The sequence below is a fragment of the Paenibacillus sp. MER TA 81-3 genome (assembly GCF_023713585.1).
Taxonomy (GTDB): domain Bacteria; phylum Bacillota; class Bacilli; order Paenibacillales; family Paenibacillaceae; genus Paenibacillus_B; species Paenibacillus_B profundus.
The window spans coordinates 28405-54427 of record NZ_JAMAWB010000034.1 but is presented as its reverse complement, the minus strand read 5'-3'; the positions used below and the strand labels follow the sequence as shown (position 1 = coordinate 54427).

Here is a 26023-nt window from a genome sequence, read left to right as displayed (position 1 = left end):
CGCCCATCCTGAACGCCTTGATGTACAAATACCTATACCTATTTCATGTTCGGCCCTTCCGCAGGCTGTTGCAACAGCCTGCGTACTATGGCTTCTGATGACTTCTGTACGCTCAGCCTACCTTCACAAGTAGGGTTACGGAGTTTGCCCCGCTTTTCGTACAGACCTCCCCAGGTAAGAACGCTATCTTTCCCTCCATCTATTCGCCTCATTTACTCTCGTTCGCCTTCGGCAGTATGGACTTTGACTTGGTTGGCAGCCTCATCCAACGAACGTTAGCCTTATATGAGGTTCGTGTTCCTCGAACCGAAGGTTTGCCGCCGACTTCCTTCAGATTCCACCTCGCGGTAGACACCCTTGTCTTAAGCTAATGACTACTACTGCCTTCGTCACTCGGGACTTGCACCCTGTAGATAACGCCCATGCTGGGCGACACCAAACAAAAACGATGAGCAAAGGGATTAGCTCATCGCTTTCATGTCCATGTGACAAATTGTCCATGCCATTCGCTGCGAGAATGATTCCGGCGATACTATCATTCACTCCAAGGCAGCGCAAGCGGCAGCAGCACCATGATTACATGGGAGTCGCCAGGAAAGACAGCTTCTGTGCGACCGCAGACGCTCAATCTGCCGTTCTTCGCTGAAAAGCAGCGTATAATGGCGGCGCATCTAGCACAGCGGGGCCATATCTAAATGGGACAGCGCCCCGACAGAGCGGAGCTGCTCGATGCTTATGAATCCGCCTCCTGCTCTGGATGCTGTGTTTGTTGGCGGGTGAGATAGACTTCATAAGCCTGCTCGAATAGCTCCAGCAGTTCAGGCTCCAGTGGATACATCCCGATCTGAGCGGATTGCTCCGGGCATTTCCGGATTTTCCACAGTTTATCGAGGAATTCATCTTCCCCTGAAAATGATTCGTCGGTTTTTTCCAATATACGTCTGACAATCCGCTGTACCTGAGGAGCATCCGGTCCGGCATCCCTATTCTTGCGGAGCTGTGCAATCAGCCCGATCCATTCCAGCGAGTCGGGATCATCTCCGTTCACTTTCGGCAGGCGCGACACGAGCTTCTGCTCGTGCTCCTCGAACAGCAACTTGCGGTATTTCTTCCGCGTCTCCTGACTGCGGCCTGACAACTGAATCAGCTTCCGAACCGCGGCTCCCTTCGCTTCTCCTTCGAAGGCCATGCTGTGCAGCAGTTCGCGCAAATAATTCTCCATCTGCTTGAGCTTCTCTTGTTCTTCCAATACATAAGCCAGCTGGTTGTTCAGACTGGCGGACCAATCCCGGTCCTGAATGGTGAGCATATCATCTATCTCCTGCAGCCTGAAGCCCATCTGCTTCAAAAATTGAATATGCTTCAGCCTCATCAAATCATCATGAGAATAAATTCGATGTCCGCCAGGCGTCTTGGCTGAAGGGTTCAGCAACCCGATCTGATCGTAATAGCGCAGCGTGCGGACCGTTATGCCAGTCTGTTTGGTAACGTCTTGAATCGGAATCGTAGCGCAACACCTTCTTTGGTGAATAATTTGACACTCCACACGGCTAAAGCCGTGGGATTCTTAGCTAGTTGGTGCTTCCGCAGTCCATTTCTGGTTTGGAAAACTGCTAAGTTTAGGGCTGTGCCATCAGCCCGTCCTAAGACAGTGCATCTAGCATCTTAGGCTGACAGACTATTACCATCTGCCCCAGGTTGACGCATGATGTTAATCGCACCAACTCTGTCGCGATGCGTGTGAAACCCGCATAAACACTGATACGTTCGGTCATCGGCTTTATTGCGTTTACTACACGCCGGGCATGTTTGCGAAGTGTACGCAGGATTCACTTCGAGGACTTTGATTCCCGCCAATGCCGCTTTATACGCAATAAACATTTGCAGTTGATAGAACGACCAGTTATGCAGATTTTTAGCGTTTTTACGACTTGTTCTTGTCGTTTGGCGAATATTCGTTAGTTTCTCGATCTTGATGACCGATACTTGTTCTTCTATCGCCATGTTCACGATCTTCCGGCTGATCTTGTGGTTTTGATCTTTCATGTAGCGATGTTCCTTGTTCTGTTGCTTGCGAATCGCCGACAGCTTTTTAAGCTTACCCATCTTTCTTCGGTGCGCTTGAAACTTGCGACGCATGTACCTGTTCTGCCTGCCGTTGCCGACAAACTGCGTTTTACCTGTTGAGGTGACAACGACGGCGGGGACTTTTAATCCCAAGTCAATCCCCATCGTTGCGCCGCTCGTTAGTTGTTCTGTTGGTATTTCAACAGCTATGTGCACGTACCACTTACCTGACTTTTCGACGACTCGCAATAGCCCGAGTTTATTGCTGAATAGGAGACGTTGCTCCCGTTCGGTTATGCGAACAGAAACCGTGAGCCGCTGTACCTTTCCGTTCATCATGACAGGAAATGAAACGTTACTGTCGCCAAACGAATAGTTTTGATTGTTCACGTAGTAGGCTCTACGCTTTAGAATCGGGCGTTTCCCTTGCTTTTTCGTCTTGTTATGGATGCTTCGCGCATCTCTAATGGCTTGGTTCCTTACTGCGGAAGGAAGATTGGCCTCGACATCCTTGGATGTCACCTTTGGAAATGCGCCCGATGCTTCTGCTTGTTCGGTTAAGTGATTGACCGTATGGATATATTCATTTCCCATCTCTTTCATAATGGCGGGATCACGGGGGAATAGACGAATTTGAACCGTTACGGTTTGCATGGTTTCACCCCCTTTTCTTTTGCTCTTCGACATAACGTTTGATCGTTTCACTTGATACGTTACCTGCCGTGCTGACAAAATAGGAACGTGTCCAGAGACTTGGCAGGTGCGTCAAGTGCGGAAATTCTTTGCGCAAGTCTCGCGACGTCGCTCCTTTCAACTTCGCCATAACGTCGGCTGGAGAATCGGTCGGTAGCACATTTAAGAATAGATGTACATGATCAGGCATCACTTCCAGTGTAACAATGAGCCAATCGTTGGCTACACAAAGCTCTTGCACAAGCTCTTTAAATCGTGCTTCTACATGTTTGACTAATACTTTTCGACGGTATCGCGGACAAAACACAAAATGATAATTGATGAGCGAAACGGTTGCTGTCGTTCTTCTATATTCTTGTCCCATACACCGATTGTATTAGTTTAAATACAAGACTGCAACAAAAACATGGAAAACTGTAGGACAATTCATCCCAAGCCTAAAGGCAAGGGCTTTCTTAGCTAATTTCTGTAATCCCTTAATTTAAGATGACGTGACGTCACTTTCAATCCCTAGTTTTTATTTTCCCCAGCCCAAGTTCCCTTGTCCGTTTCGCATAATCTCCATCGGCTTCCCGGCTAATCTCTTTATGGTACAGGGCCTTATATTGCTTGGAGGACAGCCATACGTGGTATATTATAGCAAAGTATCCCTTTTAAGGCGCCGAGAAGAAAAAAATAATGATCAATAGAGCGTTCATCAACCCATGTAGAATAATAGGCATCCACAAAGTGCCCCTTTTTTCGTAAAATATAGCAAAAAGGCAACCAGTTACAGTGGCATTGAGCATAAGCTCTGGCGCATGGCCAATCCCAAAAATGAGCCCGCTAATCACAACTCCAACAACTACGCCGAAACGAGAGCGAAGATACCTGTAAATAACCCCACGATTTATAATCTCTTCTACGATCGGGGCAATGCAGGACTAAGTCCTAGTTGTTCGAACTGATCCCCAACAGCCCCCATTATTGTATCCGTCAGCATTATTCTCCATATAATTAAAATAAGCAGCAAATCGATTACATTCCAGAGCACCTTGTCATGTTTAACTGAGTCATGATGAATCGTAGAATTGTCGCTCAACAAAATTCCCCTTTCATTTCGCCGCATTCGCGTCATCGATATTATTCCTCCTATCCATATAAAAATCGGGATGAACATTTGCAATTGTATAAGACGACGTAACGTCACTATCAATGGGCAAATTGTGAACAAAGGGACGGAGCGAACAGGTCAGATGAGAAGTTTTCTGAGGGTGCCTGATGGTAGAGAGGGGAAGATCTGCGGCCAAAATACAAAAGCGTGCAGACCCGATATCGGCTGCACGCTTTGTTCATTTATATTTCTTCCAGTCCATTTTACTGTTGTTCAGCAAGTATTCGAAATTGCTATCAAGCCGTTTCTGTTCGGCATGGCGGACTTCCTCCGCCTGCTTCCGCTCGTCTTCCTTGCGCTTTGCTTCTTCCGCCTTCAGCTCAGTCGCCTGTGCCTTCAGCTTATCCAGGATGTCGGAGCTGAGCAAATCCTTCAACGTGGCTGGTTTGTCTGTTGAAGCCGGTGCAGGTGCAGCGGCTTGTCTCTTTTTTTTCGCCATTGAACTCACCTCGATTTCCCCTCATTATAGCATATATTGAGCTATGCAGTTCATTTCGGTTTGTCTTTCATACGGCTATAAATGGTGGCGACAATCGGCCCCGATATGTTATGCCATACACTAAAAATAGCGCTCGGAACGGCAGATAGCGGCGAAAAATGAGCGCTGGCAATAGCTGCGCCCAAACCGGAATTCTGCATGCCTACTTCAATGGAGACCGCTTTGCGGCTCGCCATATCGAGTCCAAGCATCTTTCCGAATAAATATCCGAGCAGTAGGCCTAGTCCGTTGTGCAGAATAACGACGGCAAAGATGATTAATCCCGTCTCTGCGATCTTTTGCTGGCTGCCCGCTACAACCGCTGCTACAATCGCGACAATGGCAATGGTGGATATCAATGGGAGCGCTTTGACCCCCATTTCCGCCGGCTTGCGCAGAAATGTTTTGAATATGAAGCCCAAAATAATCGGAATAATGACGATTTGCAAAATGGACCATAGCAATGACGTCGCATTAATCGGCACCCATTGACTGGCAAACAGAAGAATGAGACCAGGGGTAACAATGGGAGCTAATAATGTCGTAATGGAAGTGACCGTTACAGAGAGCGGCACGTCACCCTTCGCAAGATATGTCATGACATTGGACGAGGTCCCCCCCGGGCAGCAGCCAACCAAGATAACCCCTACTGCGATCTCAGGCGGCAGCTGCAGGCCTTTCGCCAGAGCAAATGCGAGCAGCGGCATAATGATGAACTGTCCGATGACGCCGATGGCAACATCCTTTGGTCTGCGAAATACCTCTTTGAAATCGGCAGGAGAGACGGTTAAGCCCATACCGAACATAATAATGCCCAGTAACGGGGTTATGTACGTACCCAACCATTTGAATGAATCCGGAAAATAGAAAGCAAGACATGCAAATAATATAACCCAAATCGCAAACGTTTTCCCCACAAACTGACTGACTTTCTCCAATCGTTCCATCTCCTGAATTTTAGTTTTAAACTTTATTATAAGAGATGAAAAAAATAATTTCCAGAAGGAATTGACGTCCTTCCCGATAAAGGCTCTGCTCCACAACTGTCCACTAGATTCCATATAGATGATCGATAGATTCATAACCCAATGATGAACATAGTGGGTCGTTACCCTGTTCCCTTCCCAAACATATACATACATTGATGATAGGCAGCATCTGTAGAGACGAAGTAACTAAAAGGCAGGGGCCCACCCTGTGGTTCCAAAAGGTCAGGTCGCAGCAGCTCCACTAGGAAATATACAGCAACATATGCGGTTTGGCGGCTGAACGACATCTAGACTATAGTTTGTCCAGTGGATTTGGCTGTTTCTAAGCGAGCATCGGAATATGTGGTGAACTCAACGGCTCGGTCAAAACAAAAAAATCCTGATGCCAAGGAGATAGGCTAACTGCCCATTTCCTTAACAACAGGAGTAATGCAAGAGGAACCTTATCAGTCGAATATGTCTCCAAGGCGATCCAGGACGCTTTTCTTTCTTTTCTCTTTATAGTGCGGCGGGTATCCGGCATTCGGGTTATGATGAGGATAATCTGACTTGTGCGGACGTCGGTCACGGTCATCATACCACTCATTGAACACTTTACGTTCTTCCCTTACGTCAGACATAAGCTTCTCCAGCTCGCCTCTATCCAGCCATACTCCCTTGCAATCTGGACATACATCAATCACTACGCCCTCTTTTTCAACTTCACGCATGCGGACATCGTTGCAAATCGGACAATTCATCGAACATCCCTCCATTTATCGTAAAGACTGAAAAAAGACCTCTGCCAAGCAATTGGCAAAGGTCTATTATAGTTCACATCATATCCTTCACCTATTGCTGGCAAAGGTCTTGCTTACAACGAAATACGTTGCCAATAAAGCCGGGGCATACACCCGAATTGACGACTTTACTGTAGTAGCTACTCCCCTTCTACACAGAAGCGCTATTCAATTAATCACATTATAGAGTTGCTTAATCTGAATGTCAATCACAGATATGTATACTACTTCCGTTTTCTCTTAAGATAGGTGATGAGATGATGATATATGCAACATTCGACATCTTTGCGCCGCCTCTCCTGCATCCCGCCGTAAGCAGATTTTTTACCAGAGTATCAATACGTTACCCCTAAGGCACACAGCTTAATCGCAACAAGTGTTGGACGTCACTTCATCGGCGGTAGATCCATGCTACATTAGGTCATATAGAACGCAGAAGGCGGTGAGAACTATGGCTATCATCCGATTGGACATGTTGGGAGAGATGTGTCCTATTCCTGTAGCTAAAAGCCAAATCGCTTTAAAAAACATGACTCCAGCGGACACCCTCATCCTCATTACCGATCATAGCTGTGTGGAAAGCAATATCCGCTCCTCTTTTTCCAAGAAAACGCATACGATTCAATCCGTGGAAGTGATGACCGGCATATGGGAGGTGACCATTAGAAAAAAGGAATGATTCCGTGTCTCTAACAAAATCCTCTTTCCTTAGAAGTAAGAAACCGGATGAATTCTTTCTCTGTCTGATGCAGCTGCTTTTTGGCCAAGTGAATGAGGGAGCAGCGCCACTTCAAGTCCATTCCTTCGATGCGAATGACTTTGAGCATGTCTGTATACAGTTCTTTTTTAATCGCCATGTAAGGTAAAAAGGCCATGCCCTTCCCTGAGACGACTAATGATTTGATAGATTCCAAGTAATCAAATTCTAATTTGGTCTGCAGTTGGTTCACATCAATCCCGAATGGATACAGCTCTTGTTGCAATAGCGAACGCGTGCGACTGCTCTTCGTCGGCAACACAAAAGGCAGCCTATATAGCTCTTCCGGTTGGATCCATTCCTTATCGACGTAGCTTCGCTTGGCGGACATCACCAGATGAATGTCACTCGTAAATAGCTCGTGGCATACGATCTCTGGATTTTTACTAGTGCCGTTGATGAGTCCAATTTGGATCGTATGATTTTTCAAGCTTTCAATAACTTCACGGGAAGCAACCGTTTTCTGCTCGATGCACGTATGCGGGTACTTTTCTTTGAAGCTGTACAAGCTGCACGGTATTAAATATTCTGCCAATGTGGGGCATGTCCCCAGCAAAATCTGGCTATACTTCAACTCGGCATGCTTCTTTAGCTTATTATCCATATCATCGAGCAGTTCCAATACGTTGTGGGCATATTCAAACACGATCTGCCCCTCTTCCGTTGCCGTTACGCCTCGATTCGTTCGATGGAGCAGCGTATACCCTAATTCTCGCTCTAGCGTCTGCAGCTGCATGCTGAGGGCCGGTTGGGACATATGCAATTTTTGCGCAGCTTTGGAAATGCTCTTCATTTGAAGTGTCTCATAATATGCGTGCAAGGCTTCCGTATTCATCTGATCACCACCTGCAAATGATGAATGCTCTGAATCATGATGTGCTCCTTAGTGGATGAATGCATCATGCCACGAGCGCTTGCTATAAAGACTTCTTATAGCTAATAAGCGTTTGTTATGACCGCTTCCCGAAGTTCGCGCTTATACTCTAATTATAAAACAAACCGGTTTGTTTAGATATGTGAAAACAATCACATCAGTGAAGGAGAGAATCTTGTGGCAAAGATCGCTGCTTCCACAGCAACAGATGCAACATCATCCGCTAGAACAGGTGCAAGACCGCAAAAGAAACGCAAAAAATCACAAATTCCGTACGCTGCTATCGCGCTTGTCATGATTGTGATCGCTGGCATCCTCTTCGCCAGAAAAAGTGACAACCTGTCGATCTCCTGGATATTTGGCATTGCGTTTGGCTTCGTGTTGCAAAAGACCCGATTCTGCTTTACTGCATCGCTGCGTGATCCGGTCTTGACCGGAAGCACCTCGATTTCAAAAGCGGTCATTATCGCGTTTGCCATCGCTACGGCTGGTTTTGCAGCTATTCAATATAGCGCATCTCTCGCTGACCCAGCCAACATTCCCGGCAATATTCACCCTGCCGGTATTCATATTATGATTGGCGCAACGCTATTCGGCATTGGGATGGTTATCGCTGGCGGATGTGCTTCGGGGACGCTGATGCGTATGGGCGAAGGTTTTACGATGCAATGGATTACCATTATTGGCTTTGTAGCCGGATCTGTATGGGGCATTAAAGACTATACGTTCTGGGACAGCAACTTTTTTCAAAAATCACCAACGATCTGGTTGCCCGATTATTTAGGCTGGGGAGGCGCCGTATTTTTACAGCTTCTGGTGCTTGGTCTGTTATATTGGGTGGCTGACTCGTTCAGCAAGCGCAAGTTAGGTTCGTAAAGGTTTTCGCGGTTAACATCATTATTTCATTATATAACTACACAAACGGAGGTCATTTATCATGGCAGAAGTAAGATTGGATTGTATGGGAGAAGCTTGTCCGGTTCCTTTGTTAAAAACACAAAAGAAATTAAAAGAATTAAACAAAGGCGATGTCCTTATCGTAGAGATTGATCACAGCTGTGCGATGAAGAACGTTCCCGAATGGGCTCGTAAAGAAGGCTACCCTGTTGAGTTGGAAGAAGTAGATGATGGCGAATGGGAAGTTATCATTGAACTGAACAAGTAAGAGGAGGGCTCTCCCTTGGATAAAATTCAAAACCACCCGGTATACAAAGTCATTTTTAAAAATGCTTGGCCGTATTGGGTTGGCGGTATTTTGCTCGGATTGCTCAATGTATGCTTGTTTATTGTACAAGGCAAGCCTTGGGGTGTGACAACTACGTTTGTCTATTGGGGGACTTGGATTATGGATGCGGTCGGAATCGACCCGTCCGGCTGGGACTACTTTCAGATTCCAAACAATGCGGCGAATCAGGCCAAAAACTTCCTGACTCACAGCGGGTCTGTCATGAATATCGGCATCATTGTCGGAGCGCTGTTTGCGGCATTGGCGGCTTCCCAATTTAAAATTAAAAAAATCAAGTCTTGGAAACAGGTCGCCTCTGCACTTGGGGGCGGATTGATTATGGGCTATGGCGCCCGCATCGCATTCGGCTGCAACATTGGCGCCTTTTTCAGCGGGATTGCCTCCCTTTCGCTGCATGGCTGGTTATATGCCGTGTTCATTTTCATCGGCGCCTGGATCGGCAGCAAAATTCTCGTGAAGTTTTTGATGTGATCATAGAATGCGGATAAAAGCAGGGATTCCTGCTTTTGTCCATGTAAAGGCGGGTTACACATGGAAAAACGGATAGAAGAGTATGATGTCGTCATTATTGGCGGCGGTGCGGGCGGCATGACTGCTGCCATCTACTGCGGCCGCGCACGACTTAAAACATTGCTCATCGAAAAGACGTTGATGGGCGGTCTTGCTACCTATACGAATGAAATTGAGAACTATCCCGGCTTCCCAGACGGCAGCACCGGCATCGATCTCATGAAGCAATTCGAAAAGCAAGCGAAAAGATTCGGCGTCAAAATCAAGCTGACCGATGTAAAAGGCATTGTAGATGAAGGAACTGTGAAAATCGTTCAAACCTATCGGACCGACTACAAGGCAAAAGCCGTCATTATTGCTACAGGCGGCAAGCCTCGCTTAACCGGTGCGACAGGAGAGCAGGATTTTCTGTACGATAAGGGCATTTCGTTCTGCGCCACATGCGATGCTGCGCGGTACACCGACCAGCATGTGCTCATTGTCGGCAGTGGCGATGCTGCGATTGAGGAAGGTCTGTTCCTGACAAAGTTCGCTCGCACAGTAACGGTGTCCGTCATCCACGATGAAGGCGTCATGGATGCCAACAAGATTGCCCAGGAGAAAGCGCTGCAAAATCCTAAAATGAATTTTATTTGGAATACGGTAGTGGATCAGTTCGCGGGAAAGGATTCACTTGAAAAGGTCATTCTGCGAAATGTCAAAACGAATGAATCCATTCCTGTTGACGTCGATGGCTGCTTCTTGTTCATCGGCTATGTTCCTAATACGGAGCTATTCAAAGAGTTGATCGATTTGACTCCGCAAGGTTACATCCACACCAATGAACAGATGGAAACGAACGTTTCCGGTATTTTTGCCGTAGGCGACGTGCGGAATAAATGGTTAAGACAAGTCGCAACCGCTGTTGGTGACGGAGCTATCGCAGGGGTGGCTGCCGAGCGGCACATTGAAGAGAGCGATTATTTTGAAACCGAGATCCTGCAGAAAGAGCTGCCCGCGCTCGTATTTTGCTGGGACCCGCGGGATGCGGCATGCCGCGATTTGTTGCCCGAGCTGGATAAAGTCAAAGCACAATGGAACAATCAGCTCAAGGTCATCGCCATCGATATTTATAAAGGTGCCACTCTCGCGGAAAGGCTCGGGCATAGGGGAGCTCCTGCCATTCTGGCTATGCGGGACGGCAAAGTAATTCAGATCTATCAACTTGAAGGCGGAAACGCCGACTTCGAAGCAATCGCCAAGGATTTGGTGAAGTCATAAGGATGCCATGTCAATTGGCACAATCGATCGACCGCTCTCTCTGCAAAGAGGGCGGTATTTTCTTGTCCATTAAATTAAAGGTTGAGGACACAAATAAATTAATTTTATTTTGTAATAATTTGGATGGACATCATTTGTATTAAGAAATAATATTTAATAATTATTTCATACATATTGGAGTTGGGATTAGTGGTTATTTGGAAAGGGTTTGGCATCCTCAATATTATTATTGTAGCTGTATGTTTCATGGTGATTAGCTGGATATTGTCCTTATTTGGCATGGAATCCATCGATCCGGAGACGGGCCAGCAATATCAAATGGGGACACAACACAGCTTGTTTTTCGTTCCATGCAATTTTGGGGACCTATCGGCATTGTTATCGGCATCATCTTGCTGATCGCATCACTTGCAATAAGGTAAACCCTTATTACTCTTCATGTTCGTAGCGGGAGAAGGAATATAGTTATCCTTCTCCGCCTCGTTTTAACGCCACATTCAAACATGGCCTTCAAAAAAAAATTGTTATCCGTTACCGCACACGAGCCGCCGAATAAACTGTCAACAGGCCCCATTACTGAAATGAAACGGAGGATCACGGTGTGGCAAACCGATTCCATAAAGCACGATTCAAAACTATCGTCAGGTACTACGGGCTCCAACTGCACAATGTTAAATCTTACGCTTCCCTGTACAAACCAAGCGCGGCTTTCCGGGTGTCTACGGATAAGGGCGATTTTTTAATCAAACCCTTTTACCGAAGAAAGATCGGAAACAAACTAACTACCAAGCAGCAAATCGTCCGGCTCTCTTCGTACATCCAAAAATTAAAGGAACACGGATATCCCCATTTGCCTAATTGGCTGGTCACAAAGTCCGGCGGGTACTGGGTTACCCAGAGCGGAAGACCCTACTATATGATGGAATGGGTTGAGGGCGGCCAGCTGCAAAGCGAGCAAGACTACGAAAACTTGGGCAGCGCCCTGGCAACTCTTCATAACATTTGCAAGGGCTCTCTTCCTCCCATGTCTCGATGTACCCGTAACCAAACCAAGCTATTCAAAATGCAGGATATACTCTTTCGCCGCCGCTTGCCAACCATTCGTAAGAGAAAAGGCGCAGGGAAATGGTTTAATGAACATGGCGGCCATTGCATCAAGCTCGCGAACGAAGCATGGGGTGCCATCGACGCGCCAGAACCGAAACATATTATGGAAGAGGAGATTAACCATCCCGCATTGATTCACGGGGATGTCACGTCCCCTAATGTCATTATTCATTCGAACGGACTATTTCTGATTGACTGGGATCAGTTACGAATCGATTCGACCTACTATGAAATCGTAAAAACCTTGTTGAACACTACTAATTATAATCAGATACAGATCGATGCTCTGCTGCGGGGGTACGAACAATTAAAACCATTGATACCTGCGGAACGTGTGTTAGTCAGCTCTTTGTTCCGTTTGCCGGTCGAAGCATGGATTGCAGCCCGGGGAATTGCATCCGGCAGAGGTTCGCGCGTTTTTCGTCTGTTGGAGCGAACATGGGATGCACGTCTCAGCGCCATCCAGTGGATGGACGAATGGGCCCGGCGTCAGCCAAGTGACATCGCTTTCGTTCCGCACTGACCGCTTGTGGCGGCTTGGGTGTTAGTTGAGGTCTGCTGTGCCGAGTTCGTCTGAAAATTTTATTTTGGGCAGAGCAACGCCCCTGACGGAACCTTCCGTTCAGGGGCTGTTAACGCTCTGTTGAGCAAGAGTATTTTGTGTGACAGAACCGAGCACGTGCAGATAAGGCAGCAGGCTCTACCAACTATCGGCGCATGTTCGCTCGGCTAGCGTGCGTTCCGTACTGTTCGACGGGCGTCCCTGCGTGTTAATGGTTCGCCCGCGTCAAATGACGCGGAACGTCGCTGTCGCAAGCGATCCGAGCTGTCCATCCGCGCCTATCACCTGTCCAGTGCAGGTGATCGTTCGGCGCGTCTCGTGCGCAATGTCCGCTGTGACGCGAAGATCGCCTGCATGCAACGGTGCGACAAAATGAACGTTCAAGTTCGATGTCACCGTATTCTCGCCGGGACGAGCCAGCATCGTGACAAGTCCCATCGCGTTGTCCAAGAGAGATGACTGCACGCCGCCGTGCACGATGCCGATCGCGTTCAAATGGTGAAGCCCGGCGTCAAGCTTCAGGACAACCCTACCGGGCGCAGCCGACACCACCTCGCAGCCGAGATATTCCCAGAAGGTGCCCCGCGCCTGTTCGAACAGCTTTTTAAACTGTGAGCTTTCTAACGCTAAAGGTGCCGCCGTTTGATTCTTCATACAGGTCTCACCTCCGCTCCATTCCTGTGTTCGTATTCTTTGCATGTGACCCGTAACTCTTATCGCTTCAGCAGCATTTCTTCCTCTTCGAGAAGCTTTCTGCGCAGCACCTTGCCTGCGATCGTCTTCGGCAGTTCGTCGCGGAATTCGTATTGGCGCGGCACTTTAAAGGAAGCGAGACGTTCCCGGCACCAGAGATTGAGCTCTTCCTCGGACGGCGGCGAGTCCCCCGGACGCGAAATGATATATGCCTTCACTGTCTCGCCGCGATATGGATCGGGCACGCCTACCACAACGGCTTCCTGCACCTGCGGATGCTCGAACAGCACTTCCTCCACTTCGCGCGGATAAATGTTGAAGCCGCCTGCGATAATCAAATCTTTTTTCCGGTCCATGATGGTGAAAAATCCATCCTCGTCCACCCGCGCCATGTCACCAGTATAGAGCCATCCGTCTTTAAGCGCCTTCATCGTTTCCTGCGGCCTATTCCAATACCCCTTCATCACTTGGGGCCCGCGGACGACAAGCTCGCCGACTTCACCCGGCGGCAGTTCCTCTCCGGAGTATGCATCGACCACCTTCGCATCCGTATTCGGGAAAGGAATTCCAATCGAGCCGTTCTTACGCGTGCCCCATAACAGGTTCGCATGCGTAATAGGCGAAGCCTCCGTCAATCCATATCCTTCTATAAGCACGCAGCCCGTCAACGATTCAAACCTTTCCTGCACCTCAAGCGGCAACGAAGCCGCGCCGCTGAGGCACATGCGGATCGAGGACAGATCATATTCATGAATGTCAGGATGATTGATGAGAGCAATGTACATGGTCGGCGCTCCAGGGAACACGGTCGGACGCTGCTTGTGAATCAGGCGCAGCACCTCGCCTGGTTCGAACTTCGGCACCAGCACATTCATTCCCCTGCATAGCATGCATAGGTTCATCAGTATCGTCATGCCGAACACATGGAAAAAGGGAAGCGCTCCCAAAAATATTTCTTCACCCCGCTTCACCTTATAGAACCATGTGCTGGCTTGCATCGTATTGGCGACAAGATTGCCATGGGTCAGCATAACCCCTTTCGAGGTACTCGTCGTGCCGCCAGTATACTGCAGCAGCGCCAGGTCGTTCTCCGCGTCGACATCGACGCAGGAGAAGCGAGGCGGAACGCTCTTCAGCAACGCGGTGAAAGCATGGACATCCTGGCCGTAACTCACCTCAGCTGTTTTTCCGCTCCGCTTGGCCTTGATCGGATAGAGCACATTTTTAGGAAACGGCAGGTAATCCTTAATGGAAGTCACGATGGTGTGGCGCAGCTGCGTGCGAGCCTGAACGGCACGCACGCGCGGAAATAAAACATCAAGCGTCACGATGGCCACTGCGCCGGAATCGGCCAGCTGCAGCTCGAGTTCACGCTCCTTATACAGCGGATTCGTGAGCACGGCGACACAGCCGGCCATCAGCGTGCCGTAATAGGCAATGACCGTCTGAGGACAGTTGGGCAGCATAATCGCCACCCGTTCCTTCCTCGCGATCCCAAGGCGCGTAAGCGCATTGGCGAAACGGCAGCTCTCCTCGTGCAGCCGCTCGTACCGCAACTGCTTCCCCATGAATTCGAGCGCGGGACGCTGCGGACAATCCCGCGCCGCGTCGATAAGAAATTGGGCGACATTATGCCGCGGGTAGTCATACGTCGGGTAGATTTCCTGCGGGTAATGACGGAGCCATGGTTTCTCCAATGGCATACCAACTCATCCCTTTCTCGCGGAATTGGCGCGTATTATGAGACCGCGTATTTTTCCGCCTGAATGACACGTGCCGCTATTTCGCGCTTCATGCTGACAGAATCGATCGGTGAGCTTTTGGTCAGCTTTTTCAGGATGGACAACTGCGTGCGCAGCATGTCGCCCGATTCCATGGCGGCCAACGTCTCCTTGGCGATTCGTTCGATGTCGGCAAACGCTTCGTGCACATAGACGGTCGTCATCTGTACGGCCAGCTTCGCCTTCGCTTCGCCGCCCTTGGCCATCAGCTTGCGCGTGCGCAGCAGGGCGCTCTCCATGGCATATACCGCAATCATCAGATCAGCGAGGTTGCTGAGTGTCTCCTGATGCTGCTCTAACGCCGTGCCGTACTTCTGCGCTGCCAAGCCGCCGACCATGAGGAACACCTTTTTCGCCATGGACACCAGGTGCCCCTCCTGCTCCAATGCGCCGCCCGCATCTGGCACGGATACGATCGACATCAGATCGGATTGCAGCGCCTGTGCCTTTTGCATGAGCGGAAGTTCGCCCTTGGCCGCTTTTTTGAGCAGAATGCCCGGAATGAGCAACCGGTTGATTTCGTTCGTGCCCTCGAAGATGCGATTGATGCGGGAATCACGGTAGATGCGCTCGATTTTATATTCTTGGGTAAAGCCGTAGCCGCCGTGAATTTGCACGCCTTCGTCGGCAACGAAGTCGAGCGCCTCGGAAGCAAACACTTTGTTGATGGAGCATTCGAGCGCATATTCGGCAATGCCCTTGGCCGACAGCATGCCTGAGTCCGGGTGCTGATGATCGATATCCTTGAGCGCGGCATCAACCAAGCCGGACGTGCGGTACACCATGCATTCCGTCACATAAGTGTGGATATTCATTTCTGCGAGCTTTTTGCCGATGAGCGGGAAAGAGGCTAGCGTCTTGCCGAACTGCGTGCGCGCATTCGCGTATTTCGCGCTCAGCTCGATCGCTTCCTTCGAAGCGCCAAGGCAGCCCGCACCCAATTTGAATCGCCCTATGTTCAAAATGTTAAACGCAATGACGTGGCCGCGGCCGATTTCACCGAGCAGGTTCTCCACCGGCACCTTGACATCCTCAAAAAATAACGGGCAGGTGGAAGATCCTTTAATGCCCATCTTCTTCTCTTCCGGACCGATCGTGAAGCCTTCCATCCCTCTTTCTACAATAAAGGTGGTGAAATCCTTACCGTCCACCTTCGCGTAAACGATGAAAATGTCGGCGAAGCCTGCATTTGTTATGAAAATTTTGGAGCCATTCAACACGTAATGGCTGCCGTCTTCGGACAGCTTTGCCGTCGTCTTCGCTCCGAGCGCATCCGATCCGGATGACGGTTCGGTAAGGCAATAGGCGGCGATTTTCGCTCCTGTCGCCAAGTCGGGCAAATATTTGCTCTTTTGCTCCGGCGTGCCGAAGAACACGATTGGCAGCGTCCCGATACCGACATGTGCGCCAATGGACAGTGCGAATCCGGACGCTTTCGTCAGCGTCTCGCCGATAAGCGTCGAGCTTACCTTATCGAGACCGAGGCCGCCATATTCCTCTGGAACGTCGGCACTGAGCAAGCCGAGTTCCCCGGCTTTGCGCATCAGCTTTACCGTCAGCTCATAGTCCAATTTCTCCAATGCTTCGTCGTTAGGCAACACTTCGCCTTCTACATAATCGCGGGTTGTTTCCACCATCATGCGTTGCTCTTCGCTGAAATCCTCCGGCGTGACGATCGCTTCCGGTTCTACATCCTCAATAACAAAGCTGCCGCCTTTAATCTTCGTTTCCAACATCGCAATCTTCCTTTCCAATGAATTATTAAGTTAAGCAAATACTTCAAACACGCCGGCGGCTCCCATTCCCCCGCCGATGCACATCGAGACGACACCGTAGCCGCCGCCCCGGCGGCGCAGTTCATGCACGAGCGTCGCCGTCAGCTTCGAACCCGTGCAGCCGAGCGGGTGGCCGAGCGCAATCGCGCCCCCGTTCACATTCACTTTGCTCTCATCCAGCTCCAACTGGCGGATGATGTGAATGCATTGCGAGGCGAACGCTTCATTCACCTCGAACAGGTCCACTTGCTCCTGCGTAATGCCTGCCATGCGCAGCGCCTTCGGGATCGCTTCAACAGGGCCTACGCCCATAATGTCCGGCTCGACGCCGGCGATAGCGAAGCTGCGGAATGCGGCCAGCGGCTGCAGGCCGAGCGCTTGCGCCCGTTCAGCGCTCATCAGCACGCAAGCCGCCGCGCCATCGCTCATCTGCGAGCTGTTCCCCGCCGTAACGCTGCCTCTCACGGCGAACGCCGGCTTCAGCCGGGCAAGAGCTTCCGGCGTCGTATCCGGCCGGACGCCTTCGTCTATATCGAACGTGATGTCCTTCTCCCATGGACGGCCGTCGGCGCCTACGCCTTTTTGCGACGTATTCACAGGTACGATCTCATCGCGGAATTTCCCTTCCGCGATGGCGGCCGCCGCCTTACGGTGGCTGTCCGCCGCGAAGCGGTCCTGATCCTCGCGGCTGATGCCGAACCGTGTCGCTACATTCTCCGCGGTATACCCCATGCCCATATACACCTCCGGCATCTCGGATATAAGCTTCGGATGCGGCGACAACTTGAATCCGGTCATTGGAACCGCGCTCATGCTCTCTATGCCGCCGGCCACGATCGTCTCGGCGGAGCCGGCCCTGATTCGTTCCGCAGCGAACGCTATCGACTGCAGGCCTGACGAACAGAAACGGTTAATCGTCACCGCAGGCACAGTCTCCGGATAACCGGCATACAGCGACACGATGCGCGCCATGTTCAACCCCTGTTCGCCTTCCGGCATCGCGCAGCCAATAATGACATCCTCGATCTCAGACTTGCTCAAGCCCGGCGCCCGCCGAACCGCCTCATCCAGCACGATGCGGCCCAGATCCTCGGCGCGTGTGTGCGCGAGGATTCCCTTCTTTGCCTTGCCAACTGGCGTACGCGCCATAGATACAATGACTGCCTCTTTCATTGCAATCTCACCTCATTCATAATTAATTGCGCAGCGGCTTTCCTTTGGCCAGCATGTGCTGCATGCGCGCCTGCGTCTTCGGTTCGCCGCACAGGCTCAAAAATGCCTCCCGCTCCAAATCGAGCATATACTGCTCAGTCACAAGGCTGTTCGCCGGCACATTGCCGCCTGCGAGCACATGCGCAAGCTTGTTCGCGATAAGCCGGTCATGATCCGAAATGTACCCGCCGAGATGCATCGTATAGGCTCCCAGCTCAAGCACCGCCCTGCCCGGCTCTCCGATGACACGGATGCGCTCCTCTTCCTGCGGCTCGTATCCCGCGCTATCCATTGCCAGCACGGCCATCTTTGCTTCATGTATGCGGCGGTCCTCATTAATGACGACGGAATCGCGCGGTCCCATGTACCCTAGCCGCTTCGTGTCATAGCCGCTCGTCGACACCTTCGCCATTGCGACCGTCTCGAAATACCCGCTCACGAACGGCTGCAAATCAGCGTCCGTATGGCCCGCCATCCGGCTTGAGCGCAAGGCCAATTCCTTGCAGCCTCCGCCTCCCGGAATTAGGCCGACACCCGTCTCCACCAGTCCGAAATACGTTTCCGCCGAGAAAATGATCTTGTCGGCAGGCAAGCATGCTTCCACCCCGCCGCCCAGCGTCATCTGATGCGGCGCTGCGACGACCGGTTTTTCCAGCCTCTTGAGCGTCAGCATGGTGTTCTGGAACTGGCGGATAATGAGGTCGATCTCATCCCATTCCTCTTCCTGCGCCTCCATCAACAGCAGCATCACATTCGCGCCGACGCAGAAGTGGCGTCCTTCGTTCGCCACGACGAGTCCGCGGTAATTGCGGCGCACCTCGTCGACGCTCTTCTGTATCATCGTCAGTATGTCGGCCCCGATGGCGTTGTTCGGCGAATGGAATTCAAGACATGCGACACCGTCGCCGATATCAATTAAGCTAGCGCCCGGATTGGACAGCACGACTTGGTTCTGCTGCTTGAGCCCTCGCAGCGAAATATGCTCGGCCGGCATCTCAAGCTCGCTCCAGTCCCCATTGCGGACATAGAAGCTTCTATTGTCCCGCTGCTCATAAAATCCGGTATGGCCGGCGTCTATCCAGGCACGCACCCACTCCGGCAGCGTATCGCCCTCGGCCTCCATGCGTGTGGCGGTCGATGCCAGGCCAATCGCATCCCATATCTCGAATGGACCGAGCTCCCAATTGAAGCCCCACTTCATGGCGTTGTCAATATCGGCTATCGTGTCCGCGATCTCGCCCAGCTTGTGCGCCGCATAGAGCAGCACTGGCTTGAGCGTGTTCCAAGCCAGATCGGAGTACCGGTCCTTCGTCCCGAGCAGCGCCCTGATTTTATTGGCCGCCCCCTTCGCGGTCTTGGCCGCTTCGAGCGAAGCCGAAGAGACTTTGCGCGACAGCGTGTACTCCATCGTGTCGAAGCGGAGCGCATGAATTTCCTTGCCGGCCTCCGTCTTCACCTTCTTATAGAAGCCTTGACCCTGCTTCTCGCCGATCCAGCCAAGCTCCACCATCCGGTTCAGGACATCGGGAGCGCTAAATACGTCCTTCTCTGCCGTGGCAGCCGTCTGACCATGCACGTTGGCCGCAACGTGGACGAACGTGTCGAGTCCGACGAGGTCAAGCGTGCGGAACGTGGCGCTCTTCGGCCGTCCCAAGGCCGGTCCAGTCACCGCATCGACTTCTTCGATCGTGTATCCCACTTCAAGCATATTGCGCAGCGTAACGAGCAATCCGTACGTGCCAATGCGGTTGGCTATGAAATTGGGCGTATCCTTGGCCACAACGACGCCTTTGCCGAGACGGCGCTCGCAGAATTCGTGCATGTACGACACAATTTCTGGAGCGGTCGTTGCTCCCGGTATAATTTCAAGCAGCTTCATATAACGCGGCGGATTGAAAAAATGAGTACCTAAAAAATGACGTTTGAACTCTTCTCCGCATGAAGCAACCATGTCATTGATGGAAATGCCGGACGTGTTCGACGATACGATGGTGCCCGGCTTCCATACCCCCTCGATGCGCCCGAATAGCTCCTGCTTGACGTCAAGCCGTTCGACGACGACTTCAATAATCCAATCCACGTCGGCCAGCTTCGGAAGATCGTCATCCAGATTGCCCGGCGTGATTCGTTCGGCAAATGCTTCGCTGTATAAAGGTGCCGGTTTTGTCTTTTTCAAACGTGTGATTGCATTAACGGCAAGACGGTTGCGCACAGCCGGGTGCTCAAGCGTAAGTCCCTTCTGTGCTTCTGCTTCCGTAAGCTGAGCCGGCACGAGGTCAAGCAAGAGACACCGAATGCCGGCGCCTGCCAAATGGGCGGCGATGGCCGCTCCCATTACGCCGGAGCCGATAACGGCGGCGCGTTGAATCGGTTGGATCATATGCAGATTCCCTCCCAGATTGAAATGTTCTGTTTCAACATGATGAGATGACTGAATCGTTGTTGGTTGTGTTGACATGTACAGGATGTCGTTGCTTTGGAGTCGGACGTTGTTGTTTGTGACAGGTCATTGATGATTGGCTATATCGGGTAGGTCATTGATGGTTGTAATCGTTGTGGTTGATTCATTGAGGTTTGTTCATTCGATGTCCATTCATTCGATGTTCGTTCCATATTAGTTCGATGTTCATACGTTGAAGTCGCAGTGCTTTCCATACAAAAACAATGTTGATTTACACGCTGACTGGCTGCTTGTCGTCTGACTTCACCGGGCCGAATACGGCCAATTCCAGAATCTCGGCGATATCTCGCGTCTGTACCGCTTCTTCCGCCTCCAGCAGCTTGGTGCCATCTTCCATCATGGTGAGGCAATACGGACAGGCCGATGAAATGACTGACGGCTTCGTGGCAAGCGCCTGTTCGGTGCGTGCCAGATTGACGCGCTTGCCGGCGGTTTCCTCCATCCACATCATGCCGCCGCCCGCTCCGCAACACATGCCGTTCTCGCGGCTGCGCTCCATCTCAAGCAATGTTACGCCCCGGATTGCCCGCAAAATGTTGCGCGGCTGATCGTAGACGCCGTTGTATCGCCCTAGGTAGCACGAGTCGTGATACGTTATGCGTTCCTGCACTTCATGGCGCGGCACGAGACGCTCTGCGCGGATTAACTCGTCGAGCAGCTCGCTGTGATGAAGAACTTCGGCTTCAAGGCCGAATTCAGGGTATTCATTTTTCAGCGTGTTATACGTGTGCGGACAGGCGGTTACAATCTTGCGCACGTTGTATTTTTGGAACGTGCCGATGTTCTCCTCGCACAGTTGTTGGAACAGAAACTCATTGCCCATACGCCGCGGGGTGTCGCCCGAGTTTTTTTCCTCGTTGCCAAGTATGGCGAAGTTCACTCCGGCTTCGTTCATGAGTCGCACGAGCGAACGCGTTATCTTGCGGCTGCGATTGTCGTACGAGCCCATCGAACCAACGAACAGCAAAATGTCGAATTCGGGGTTCTCCTTCACCGTCGGCACATGCAGCACGCCTTCAGGATCGATTTCCCGCACCCATTTGGCGCGATCGCTGCGGCTGATTCCCCATGGATTGCCCTGACGCTCGATGTTCTGCAGCGCCCTCTGCCCATCATGGGGCATGCTGCCTTGCGTCAGCACGAGATATCGGCGCATGTCGACGATTTTGTCGACGTGTTCATTGGCGACAGGGCATTGATCCTCACAGTTGCGGCAAGTCGTGCACGCCCATATTTCAACTTCGGACATGACATCGCCGATAAGCTCCAGCTCGCCCGGCGCACGATTCGCCGTCGTCTGCCAAGATGCGGCTTGCGCCCGCATCGTCGGCCCGATGTCGGTCATCCCCTCGCCTTGCCACGCGCCGAGCTCTTGACCTCCGGTCTGCATGCCGTGTGTGCTGGCAGTCGAGAAGGCGAATGCCGGGATCCAAGGCGAGCGCGAAGTGACGGCCGCGCCTTTGTCCGTCAAGTGATCCCGCAGCTTGACAATCATGTGCATTGGCGAGAGCCATTTGCCCGTTCCGGCAGCCGGACAAACATTCGTGCAGCGCCCGCATTCGACGCAAGCATACAGATCAAGCAGCTGCTTCTGTGTGAAATCTTCCACCTTGCCGGCGCCGAACGATTCCGCTTCTTCGTCTTCGAGATCGAGCTTGCGGAGACGCCCGGGCGATTCGGTGCGCCGCAGCAGCAGATTGACCGGGGCTGACAGCAGATGAAAATGCTTGCTCTGTGGCACGTAGACAAGAAACGCCAGCAGAATAAGCAGATGCGCCCACCAGAATGTCACATACAGCGCCTCGGCCGCGCCTCGGGACAACCCGGCAAGCGACACCGCGATCAGAGACGATATGGGCGCGTATGGCGACTGGCCCTCCCCTTCGACCAGGCGATCGAACGCCATCGTCAACAGGACGGACAGCATGAGCGAAAAGATAAAGAAGACGACGATGGAAGGCTTCCATCCGCGTTTCAATCGCTCCAGCTTCTCGCCGTACCGGCGGTAAGCGGCATAACCCATGGCGACCAGCACGAGCGCCACCGTTGTTTCTTGCAGCAGCTCGAACGCCGCATAGCCGGGAATCGGAAGCGGCTGGCCCGACAGTCCTTTATAGATGATATCCAGCGCACCCAATTGCAAAATGATAAATCCGTAAAAAATGACAATGTGCATCAGACCGCTCTTCTTGTCCTTGAGCAGCTTCGTCTGGCCGAACACCTGAACGGCGAATTCACGCAAGTTATGCTTCGCGCGCCCGCTCCAATCCACCGGCTGACCCAGCTTGACATACATGTACCGATGGATGACCGCTTTGGCGAACCAGTAGACACCGAGTCCCGTGACGGCCAAAAACAGGACGAGCTGCACGATCGCTCCCGGCATCGGAACCATCTCCTTTCCCCTTTTGTAAATGAATGAATGCTCTCATAAGAAGCACTTCCAATCGGCTGATATCACATGTCATCGTCTTGATGCGAACCCGTTTTCCATCCAATCATTGACAAGGGTTTCGTTCTATTTTATGATATCAGCAGAAAATGAATGAGCGTTCATTCATTCGTATTCCACATTTTAGCACTGAGGTGATTCCATGGCAAGTCAGAAAAAAGAAAAATATACCCAAATCCTCGATGCAGCGGTCAAGGTATTTGCAGAAAACGGATTTCACCGTTCGCAAGTTTCCAAGATTGCCAAAACGGCTGGAGTAGCTGACGGTACTATTTATTTATATTTCAAACGAAAGGAGGATATCCTCATTTCCTTGTTCCGCGAGAAGCTGGGCGAGCTTGTCGCCAAGTTTCACACCAGCCTCGAAGAAGCCACAGGGGCTAAGGAAGCGCTGCGCAAGGTATGTGAAATTCATTTTACCGAACTCGAAAATGATCCCGATTTCGCCTTCGTGACGCAGATCGAGCTTCGACAGAGCTCGCTTGAACTCCGCAAGGAGATCGGCAAGACGATTAAGCCGTACATCGTGCTGATTGAACAAATTCTGCTGCAGGGCATTGAAGAGAAAGTGTTCCGTTCCGATCTGGACGTGAAGCTCACCCGTCTTCTTATTTTCGGTTCCATGGACGAGGTCGTTACCTCATGGCTCATCTCCGGGCAGAAGTATTCTCTCTCCGGACAACTGGACGGTGCGGTAGGCTTCTTTTTAAAAGGGCTCGAGGCATGAAAAAACGAAAGGGGCAATGAAAGATGAATATCATCGTATTAGTCAAGCAGACGTTCGATACGGAGGAAAAGATCTTCATCGCAGAAGGAGGCGTCGTCGAAGACGGGGTCAAATTCGTGCTTAATCCCTATGACGAATACGCAGTGGAAGAAGCGATTCGCATCCGTGATGATATGGGCGGCAAAGTGACCGTCGTCTCCTCCGGTCCCGAGCGCGCAGCCGAAGCGTTGCGCACGGCGCTCGCCATGGGCGCCGACGAGGCCGTGCTGCTGAACGACGAGCGTATCGGCGCGGATGAACACGCGGTCGCGCAAGCGTTGGCCGCTTTCGTCGGCACGGAGCCGTACGACCTTGTCCTCGGCGGCAACTTCTCCGTGGATAACGGTGCGGGGCAAGTGGCCGTAAGGCTGGCGAAGCTGCTCGGCATCCCGCATGTGTCGGCCATTACGAAGCTGGACATCGCCGACGGACGCGCCGTGTGCTCCCGGGACGCCGAGGGTGATACGGAGATCCTTGAGCTGCCGCTGCCGGCGCTATTTACGGCCCAGCAAGGGCTGAACGAGCCGCGCTACCCTTCGCTGCAAGGCATTATGAAGGCGAAGAAGAAGCCGTTCCGCGAGCTGACGCTGGACGACTTTGGCGTGACAGCCGAAGCGTGCACCGCGCGCGCCGAGCTGTTCCTGCCCCCACAGCGCCAAGCGGGCAAGCTGATCTCCGGGGAACCGGGGGAGCAGGCGCAGGAGCTGTTCCGGCTGTTGCGTACAGAAGCGAAGGTTGTATGATTCCGATTCCGATTCCGGCAAGGTCCATATTTGAAGGAGGCGATTGACCATGTCCAGAACAATTCTTGTTGTAGCCGAAGCGAAAGGCGGCGTTCTTCGGCAGGTATCTTATGAAGCGATCGGTGCGGCCCGCACTGCTGCCGGCGACGGCGGAACCGTGGCCGCTGTCATCATGGGTTCTGATGTGACCCGGCTTGCGGGCGATTTGGCCGTCTATGGCGCAGATTGTATTTATTCCGTTGATCATTCCGCTCTCACTCATTATCATCCGGAAGCTTACTTTGCCGCGCTGCAGGCAGTCATGCAGGAAGTCCGCCCAGACGGCGTGTTCTTCGGCCATACCGCGTGGGGCAAAGATCTTGCGCCCCAATTGGCTGCCGCGCTCGGCGCCGGCCAGATCTCCGACGTCATCTCCATGGACACGGACGACAGCGGCGAACTGCTGTTTACCCGTCCGATCTATGCAGGCAAAGCTATGGAGAAGAAAAAATTTATGTCAACGCCGTGGATCGTCACGATCCGCCCGAATAACATTCCGCCTCTGACCGCTGAAGCAGGCCGGACGGCGCCAGTAACAGCTGTCGCTTATCCAGAGCCGCCGCTGGCCGCCGTCATCCGCGAGGTTGTGCAAAATACGGCCGGCAAGATGGATCTGAGCGAAGCGAAGGTCATCGTCTCCGGGGGCCGGGGCGTCCGCAGCGCCGAGGGCTTCAAGCCGCTGGAGGAGCTCGCGGACGTGCTGGGCGGCGCCGTCGGCGCTTCACGCGGCGCGTGCGATGCGGCCTATTGCGATTATGCCCTGCAAATCGGCCAGACTGGCAAGGTCGTCACGCCGGAGCTGTACATCGCCTGCGGCATCAGCGGCGCGATCCAGCATCTGGCCGGTATGAGCCAATCACGGGTCATCATCGCGATTAACAAAGACCCGGAGGCGCCGATTTTTCAGGTTGCCGATTACGGTATCGTAGGCGACTTGTTCGAAGTTGTGCCGCTCTTGACCGAGCAATTCAAGCAGGCGCTGCAGACGTAAGGATGTAGCTTTTCTGTATCCGCTCATTCGGCCATCATTTCATACAGGAAGGGCATCAGGCAGCCTAATTAGAAGGCTCGGGATGCCCCTTAAATCCCAGTGCTTTTTTACTATTAACTATTCGATCATATCGTTCGCCATAGTTGTGACTCAGGCGGGGGAGGCTGCGAGTAACTCCCGCCCTGCAGTCACTTTTTTTTCTGGTTTGTTCCCCACTCCCGCTTCGTTCCCCATTTCTGAATGCGCTCATTCATGTTAGGAAAGTTGATGTTCAGTACGGTCGAAGCTTGTTTCCATTGGAAAGCGTACATCAGAAAGTACGGGGTGAGCTGCTCAACGGCATGTAGACTGTATTTTATACAGTAGATCCGGCTGTTTCTCGGCGATTGAGCCCGCTCAGTGTCAAACCATTGGATGAACTCCAATGGAACCTTCCGTTAAGCGATATACACGCTGATTCCATTGGACAGAATCCAATGGATCATAATGAAGACGCCTAACTTGCGTCCTCGAATCACCTTTATCAACAGACCATCGTTAGCGATGCAGCTCCATAATAAAAGCCGATCCTCAAAGTTGAGAGATCGGCTTCCTAGTGATGCTGCCATATTCAACTGCATGGGCACTGTCATCGC

25 protein-coding genes are annotated in these 26023 nt (G+C 51.8%); 9 read left to right on the top strand and 16 right to left on the bottom strand.

Annotated features, from left to right (window positions below; translation table 11 throughout):
* Window positions 1-733: 733 nt before the first annotated feature.
* The 8 genes from M3650_RS29760 to M3650_RS29730 form a co-directional block, all read right to left on the bottom strand.
* A complete protein-coding gene (locus M3650_RS29760; RefSeq protein ID WP_251579878.1) occupies window positions 734-1546 on the bottom strand; it encodes a MerR family transcriptional regulator in 813 nt (270 codons plus the stop codon).
* A gap of 119 nt (window positions 1547-1665) precedes the next feature.
* Entirely contained in the window at window positions 1666-2721 is a 1056-nt protein-coding gene (locus M3650_RS29755) for an RNA-guided endonuclease InsQ/TnpB family protein (protein WP_251579877.1), read from the bottom strand.
* A 4-nt stretch (window positions 2722-2725) separates the two neighbouring features.
* Window positions 2726-3124 carry an IS200/IS605 family transposase gene (gene tnpA / locus M3650_RS29750; RefSeq protein ID WP_251579876.1) on the bottom strand — a complete coding sequence of 133 codons (399 nt, stop codon included), beginning with the start codon at window positions 3122-3124 and terminating at the stop codon, window positions 2726-2728.
* Window positions 3125-3413: 289 nt separating this feature from the next.
* Window positions 3414-3638: a CPBP family intramembrane glutamic endopeptidase gene (locus M3650_RS32800; RefSeq protein WP_369011165.1), complete on the bottom strand. Its 225-nt coding sequence runs from the start codon at window positions 3636-3638 to the stop codon at window positions 3414-3416.
* A gap of 23 nt (window positions 3639-3661) precedes the next feature.
* Window positions 3662-3877, bottom strand: a complete 216-nt coding sequence (locus tag M3650_RS29745; protein ID WP_251579875.1) for a hypothetical protein — start codon at window positions 3875-3877, stop codon at window positions 3662-3664.
* Between the two features lie 214 nt (window positions 3878-4091).
* A complete protein-coding gene (locus M3650_RS29740) occupies window positions 4092-4352 on the bottom strand; it encodes a YqkE family protein (RefSeq protein ID WP_019421523.1) in 261 nt (86 codons plus the stop codon).
* Between the two features lie 50 nt (window positions 4353-4402).
* Window positions 4403-5338, bottom strand: coding sequence for a bile acid:sodium symporter family protein (locus tag M3650_RS29735; protein ID WP_251579874.1), 936 nt, complete (start codon window positions 5336-5338; stop codon window positions 4403-4405).
* Window positions 5339-5826: 488 nt separating this feature from the next.
* Window positions 5827-6120 (bottom strand): TFIIB-type zinc ribbon-containing protein, encoded by a 294-nt coding sequence (locus tag M3650_RS29730; RefSeq protein WP_019421528.1) that lies wholly within the window; start codon window positions 6118-6120, stop codon window positions 5827-5829.
* Window positions 6121-6610: 490 nt separating this feature from the next.
* On the opposite strand from M3650_RS29730, the gene M3650_RS29725 reads away from it, so the two are divergent.
* Window positions 6611-6838: a sulfurtransferase TusA family protein gene (locus M3650_RS29725; protein WP_251579871.1), complete on the top strand. Its 228-nt coding sequence runs from the start codon at window positions 6611-6613 to the stop codon at window positions 6836-6838.
* A gap of 10 nt (window positions 6839-6848) precedes the next feature.
* On the opposite strand, the gene M3650_RS29720 is transcribed toward M3650_RS29725, so the two are convergent.
* Entirely contained in the window at window positions 6849-7751 is a 903-nt protein-coding gene (locus M3650_RS29720; protein WP_251579870.1) for a LysR family transcriptional regulator, read from the bottom strand.
* A 216-nt stretch (window positions 7752-7967) separates the two neighbouring features.
* On the opposite strand from M3650_RS29720, the gene M3650_RS29715 reads away from it, so the two are divergent.
* The 5 genes from M3650_RS29715 to M3650_RS29695 all read left to right on the top strand — a co-directional run bounded on the left by M3650_RS29715 (window position 7968) and on the right by M3650_RS29695 (window position 12436).
* A complete protein-coding gene (locus tag M3650_RS29715) occupies window positions 7968-8666 on the top strand; it encodes a YeeE/YedE thiosulfate transporter family protein (RefSeq protein ID WP_251579868.1) in 699 nt (232 codons plus the stop codon).
* Between the two features lie 61 nt (window positions 8667-8727).
* Entirely contained in the window at window positions 8728-8955 is a 228-nt protein-coding gene (locus tag M3650_RS29710; protein ID WP_251579866.1) for a sulfurtransferase TusA family protein, read from the top strand.
* A gap of 15 nt (window positions 8956-8970) precedes the next feature.
* Entirely contained in the window at window positions 8971-9507 is a 537-nt protein-coding gene (locus tag M3650_RS29705; protein ID WP_019421534.1) for a YeeE/YedE thiosulfate transporter family protein, read from the top strand.
* A gap of 60 nt (window positions 9508-9567) precedes the next feature.
* Window positions 9568-10806 carry an FAD-dependent oxidoreductase gene (locus tag M3650_RS29700; protein WP_251579864.1) on the top strand — a complete coding sequence of 413 codons (1239 nt, stop codon included), beginning with the start codon at window positions 9568-9570 and terminating at the stop codon, window positions 10804-10806.
* A gap of 601 nt (window positions 10807-11407) precedes the next feature.
* Window positions 11408-12436 carry a phosphotransferase gene (locus M3650_RS29695; protein WP_251579862.1) on the top strand — a complete coding sequence of 343 codons (1029 nt, stop codon included), beginning with the start codon at window positions 11408-11410 and terminating at the stop codon, window positions 12434-12436.
* A gap of 264 nt (window positions 12437-12700) precedes the next feature.
* Here M3650_RS29695 and M3650_RS29690 read toward each other — a convergent pair whose 3' ends face one another.
* From M3650_RS29690 to M3650_RS29665, 6 genes are all read right to left on the bottom strand, one after another.
* Window positions 12701-13129 carry a PaaI family thioesterase gene (locus M3650_RS29690; protein WP_019421538.1) on the bottom strand — a complete coding sequence of 143 codons (429 nt, stop codon included), beginning with the start codon at window positions 13127-13129 and terminating at the stop codon, window positions 12701-12703.
* Window positions 13130-13188: 59 nt separating this feature from the next.
* On the bottom strand, window positions 13189-14871 hold the full coding sequence (locus tag M3650_RS29685) for an AMP-binding protein (protein ID WP_251579860.1): 1683 nt from the start codon (window positions 14869-14871) through the stop codon (window positions 13189-13191).
* A 35-nt stretch (window positions 14872-14906) separates the two neighbouring features.
* Window positions 14907-16685: an acyl-CoA dehydrogenase family protein gene (locus M3650_RS29680; protein ID WP_019421540.1), complete on the bottom strand. Its 1779-nt coding sequence runs from the start codon at window positions 16683-16685 to the stop codon at window positions 14907-14909.
* A 30-nt stretch (window positions 16686-16715) separates the two neighbouring features.
* On the bottom strand, window positions 16716-17897 hold the full coding sequence (locus M3650_RS29675; RefSeq protein WP_251579859.1) for an acetyl-CoA C-acyltransferase: 1182 nt from the start codon (window positions 17895-17897) through the stop codon (window positions 16716-16718).
* Between the two features lie 22 nt (window positions 17898-17919).
* Window positions 17920-20316: a 3-hydroxyacyl-CoA dehydrogenase/enoyl-CoA hydratase family protein gene (locus M3650_RS29670; protein WP_251579857.1), complete on the bottom strand. Its 2397-nt coding sequence runs from the start codon at window positions 20314-20316 to the stop codon at window positions 17920-17922.
* 292 nt (window positions 20317-20608) lie between these two features.
* Window positions 20609-22783, bottom strand: coding sequence for a (Fe-S)-binding protein (locus M3650_RS29665; RefSeq protein ID WP_251579856.1), 2175 nt, complete (start codon window positions 22781-22783; stop codon window positions 20609-20611).
* A 208-nt stretch (window positions 22784-22991) separates the two neighbouring features.
* Between M3650_RS29665 and M3650_RS29660 the strand changes: the two genes are divergently transcribed.
* The 3 genes from M3650_RS29660 to M3650_RS29650 are packed head-to-tail and all read left to right on the top strand — an operon-like array spanning window position 22992 to window position 25388.
* Window positions 22992-23576: a fatty acid metabolism transcriptional regulator FadR gene (locus M3650_RS29660; protein WP_251579855.1), complete on the top strand. Its 585-nt coding sequence runs from the start codon at window positions 22992-22994 to the stop codon at window positions 23574-23576.
* A gap of 23 nt (window positions 23577-23599) precedes the next feature.
* A complete protein-coding gene (locus M3650_RS29655) occupies window positions 23600-24358 on the top strand; it encodes an electron transfer flavoprotein subunit beta/FixA family protein (protein WP_251579854.1) in 759 nt (252 codons plus the stop codon).
* A 49-nt stretch (window positions 24359-24407) separates the two neighbouring features.
* Window positions 24408-25388, top strand: a complete 981-nt coding sequence (locus M3650_RS29650) for an electron transfer flavoprotein subunit alpha/FixB family protein (protein WP_251579853.1) — start codon at window positions 24408-24410, stop codon at window positions 25386-25388.
* A 437-nt stretch (window positions 25389-25825) separates the two neighbouring features.
* Here the strand turns inward: M3650_RS29650 and M3650_RS29645 are convergent, their stop codons facing one another.
* Window positions 25826-25996, bottom strand: coding sequence for a hypothetical protein (locus M3650_RS29645; RefSeq protein ID WP_251579852.1), 171 nt, complete (start codon window positions 25994-25996; stop codon window positions 25826-25828).
* Window positions 25997-26023 lie beyond the last annotated feature (27 nt).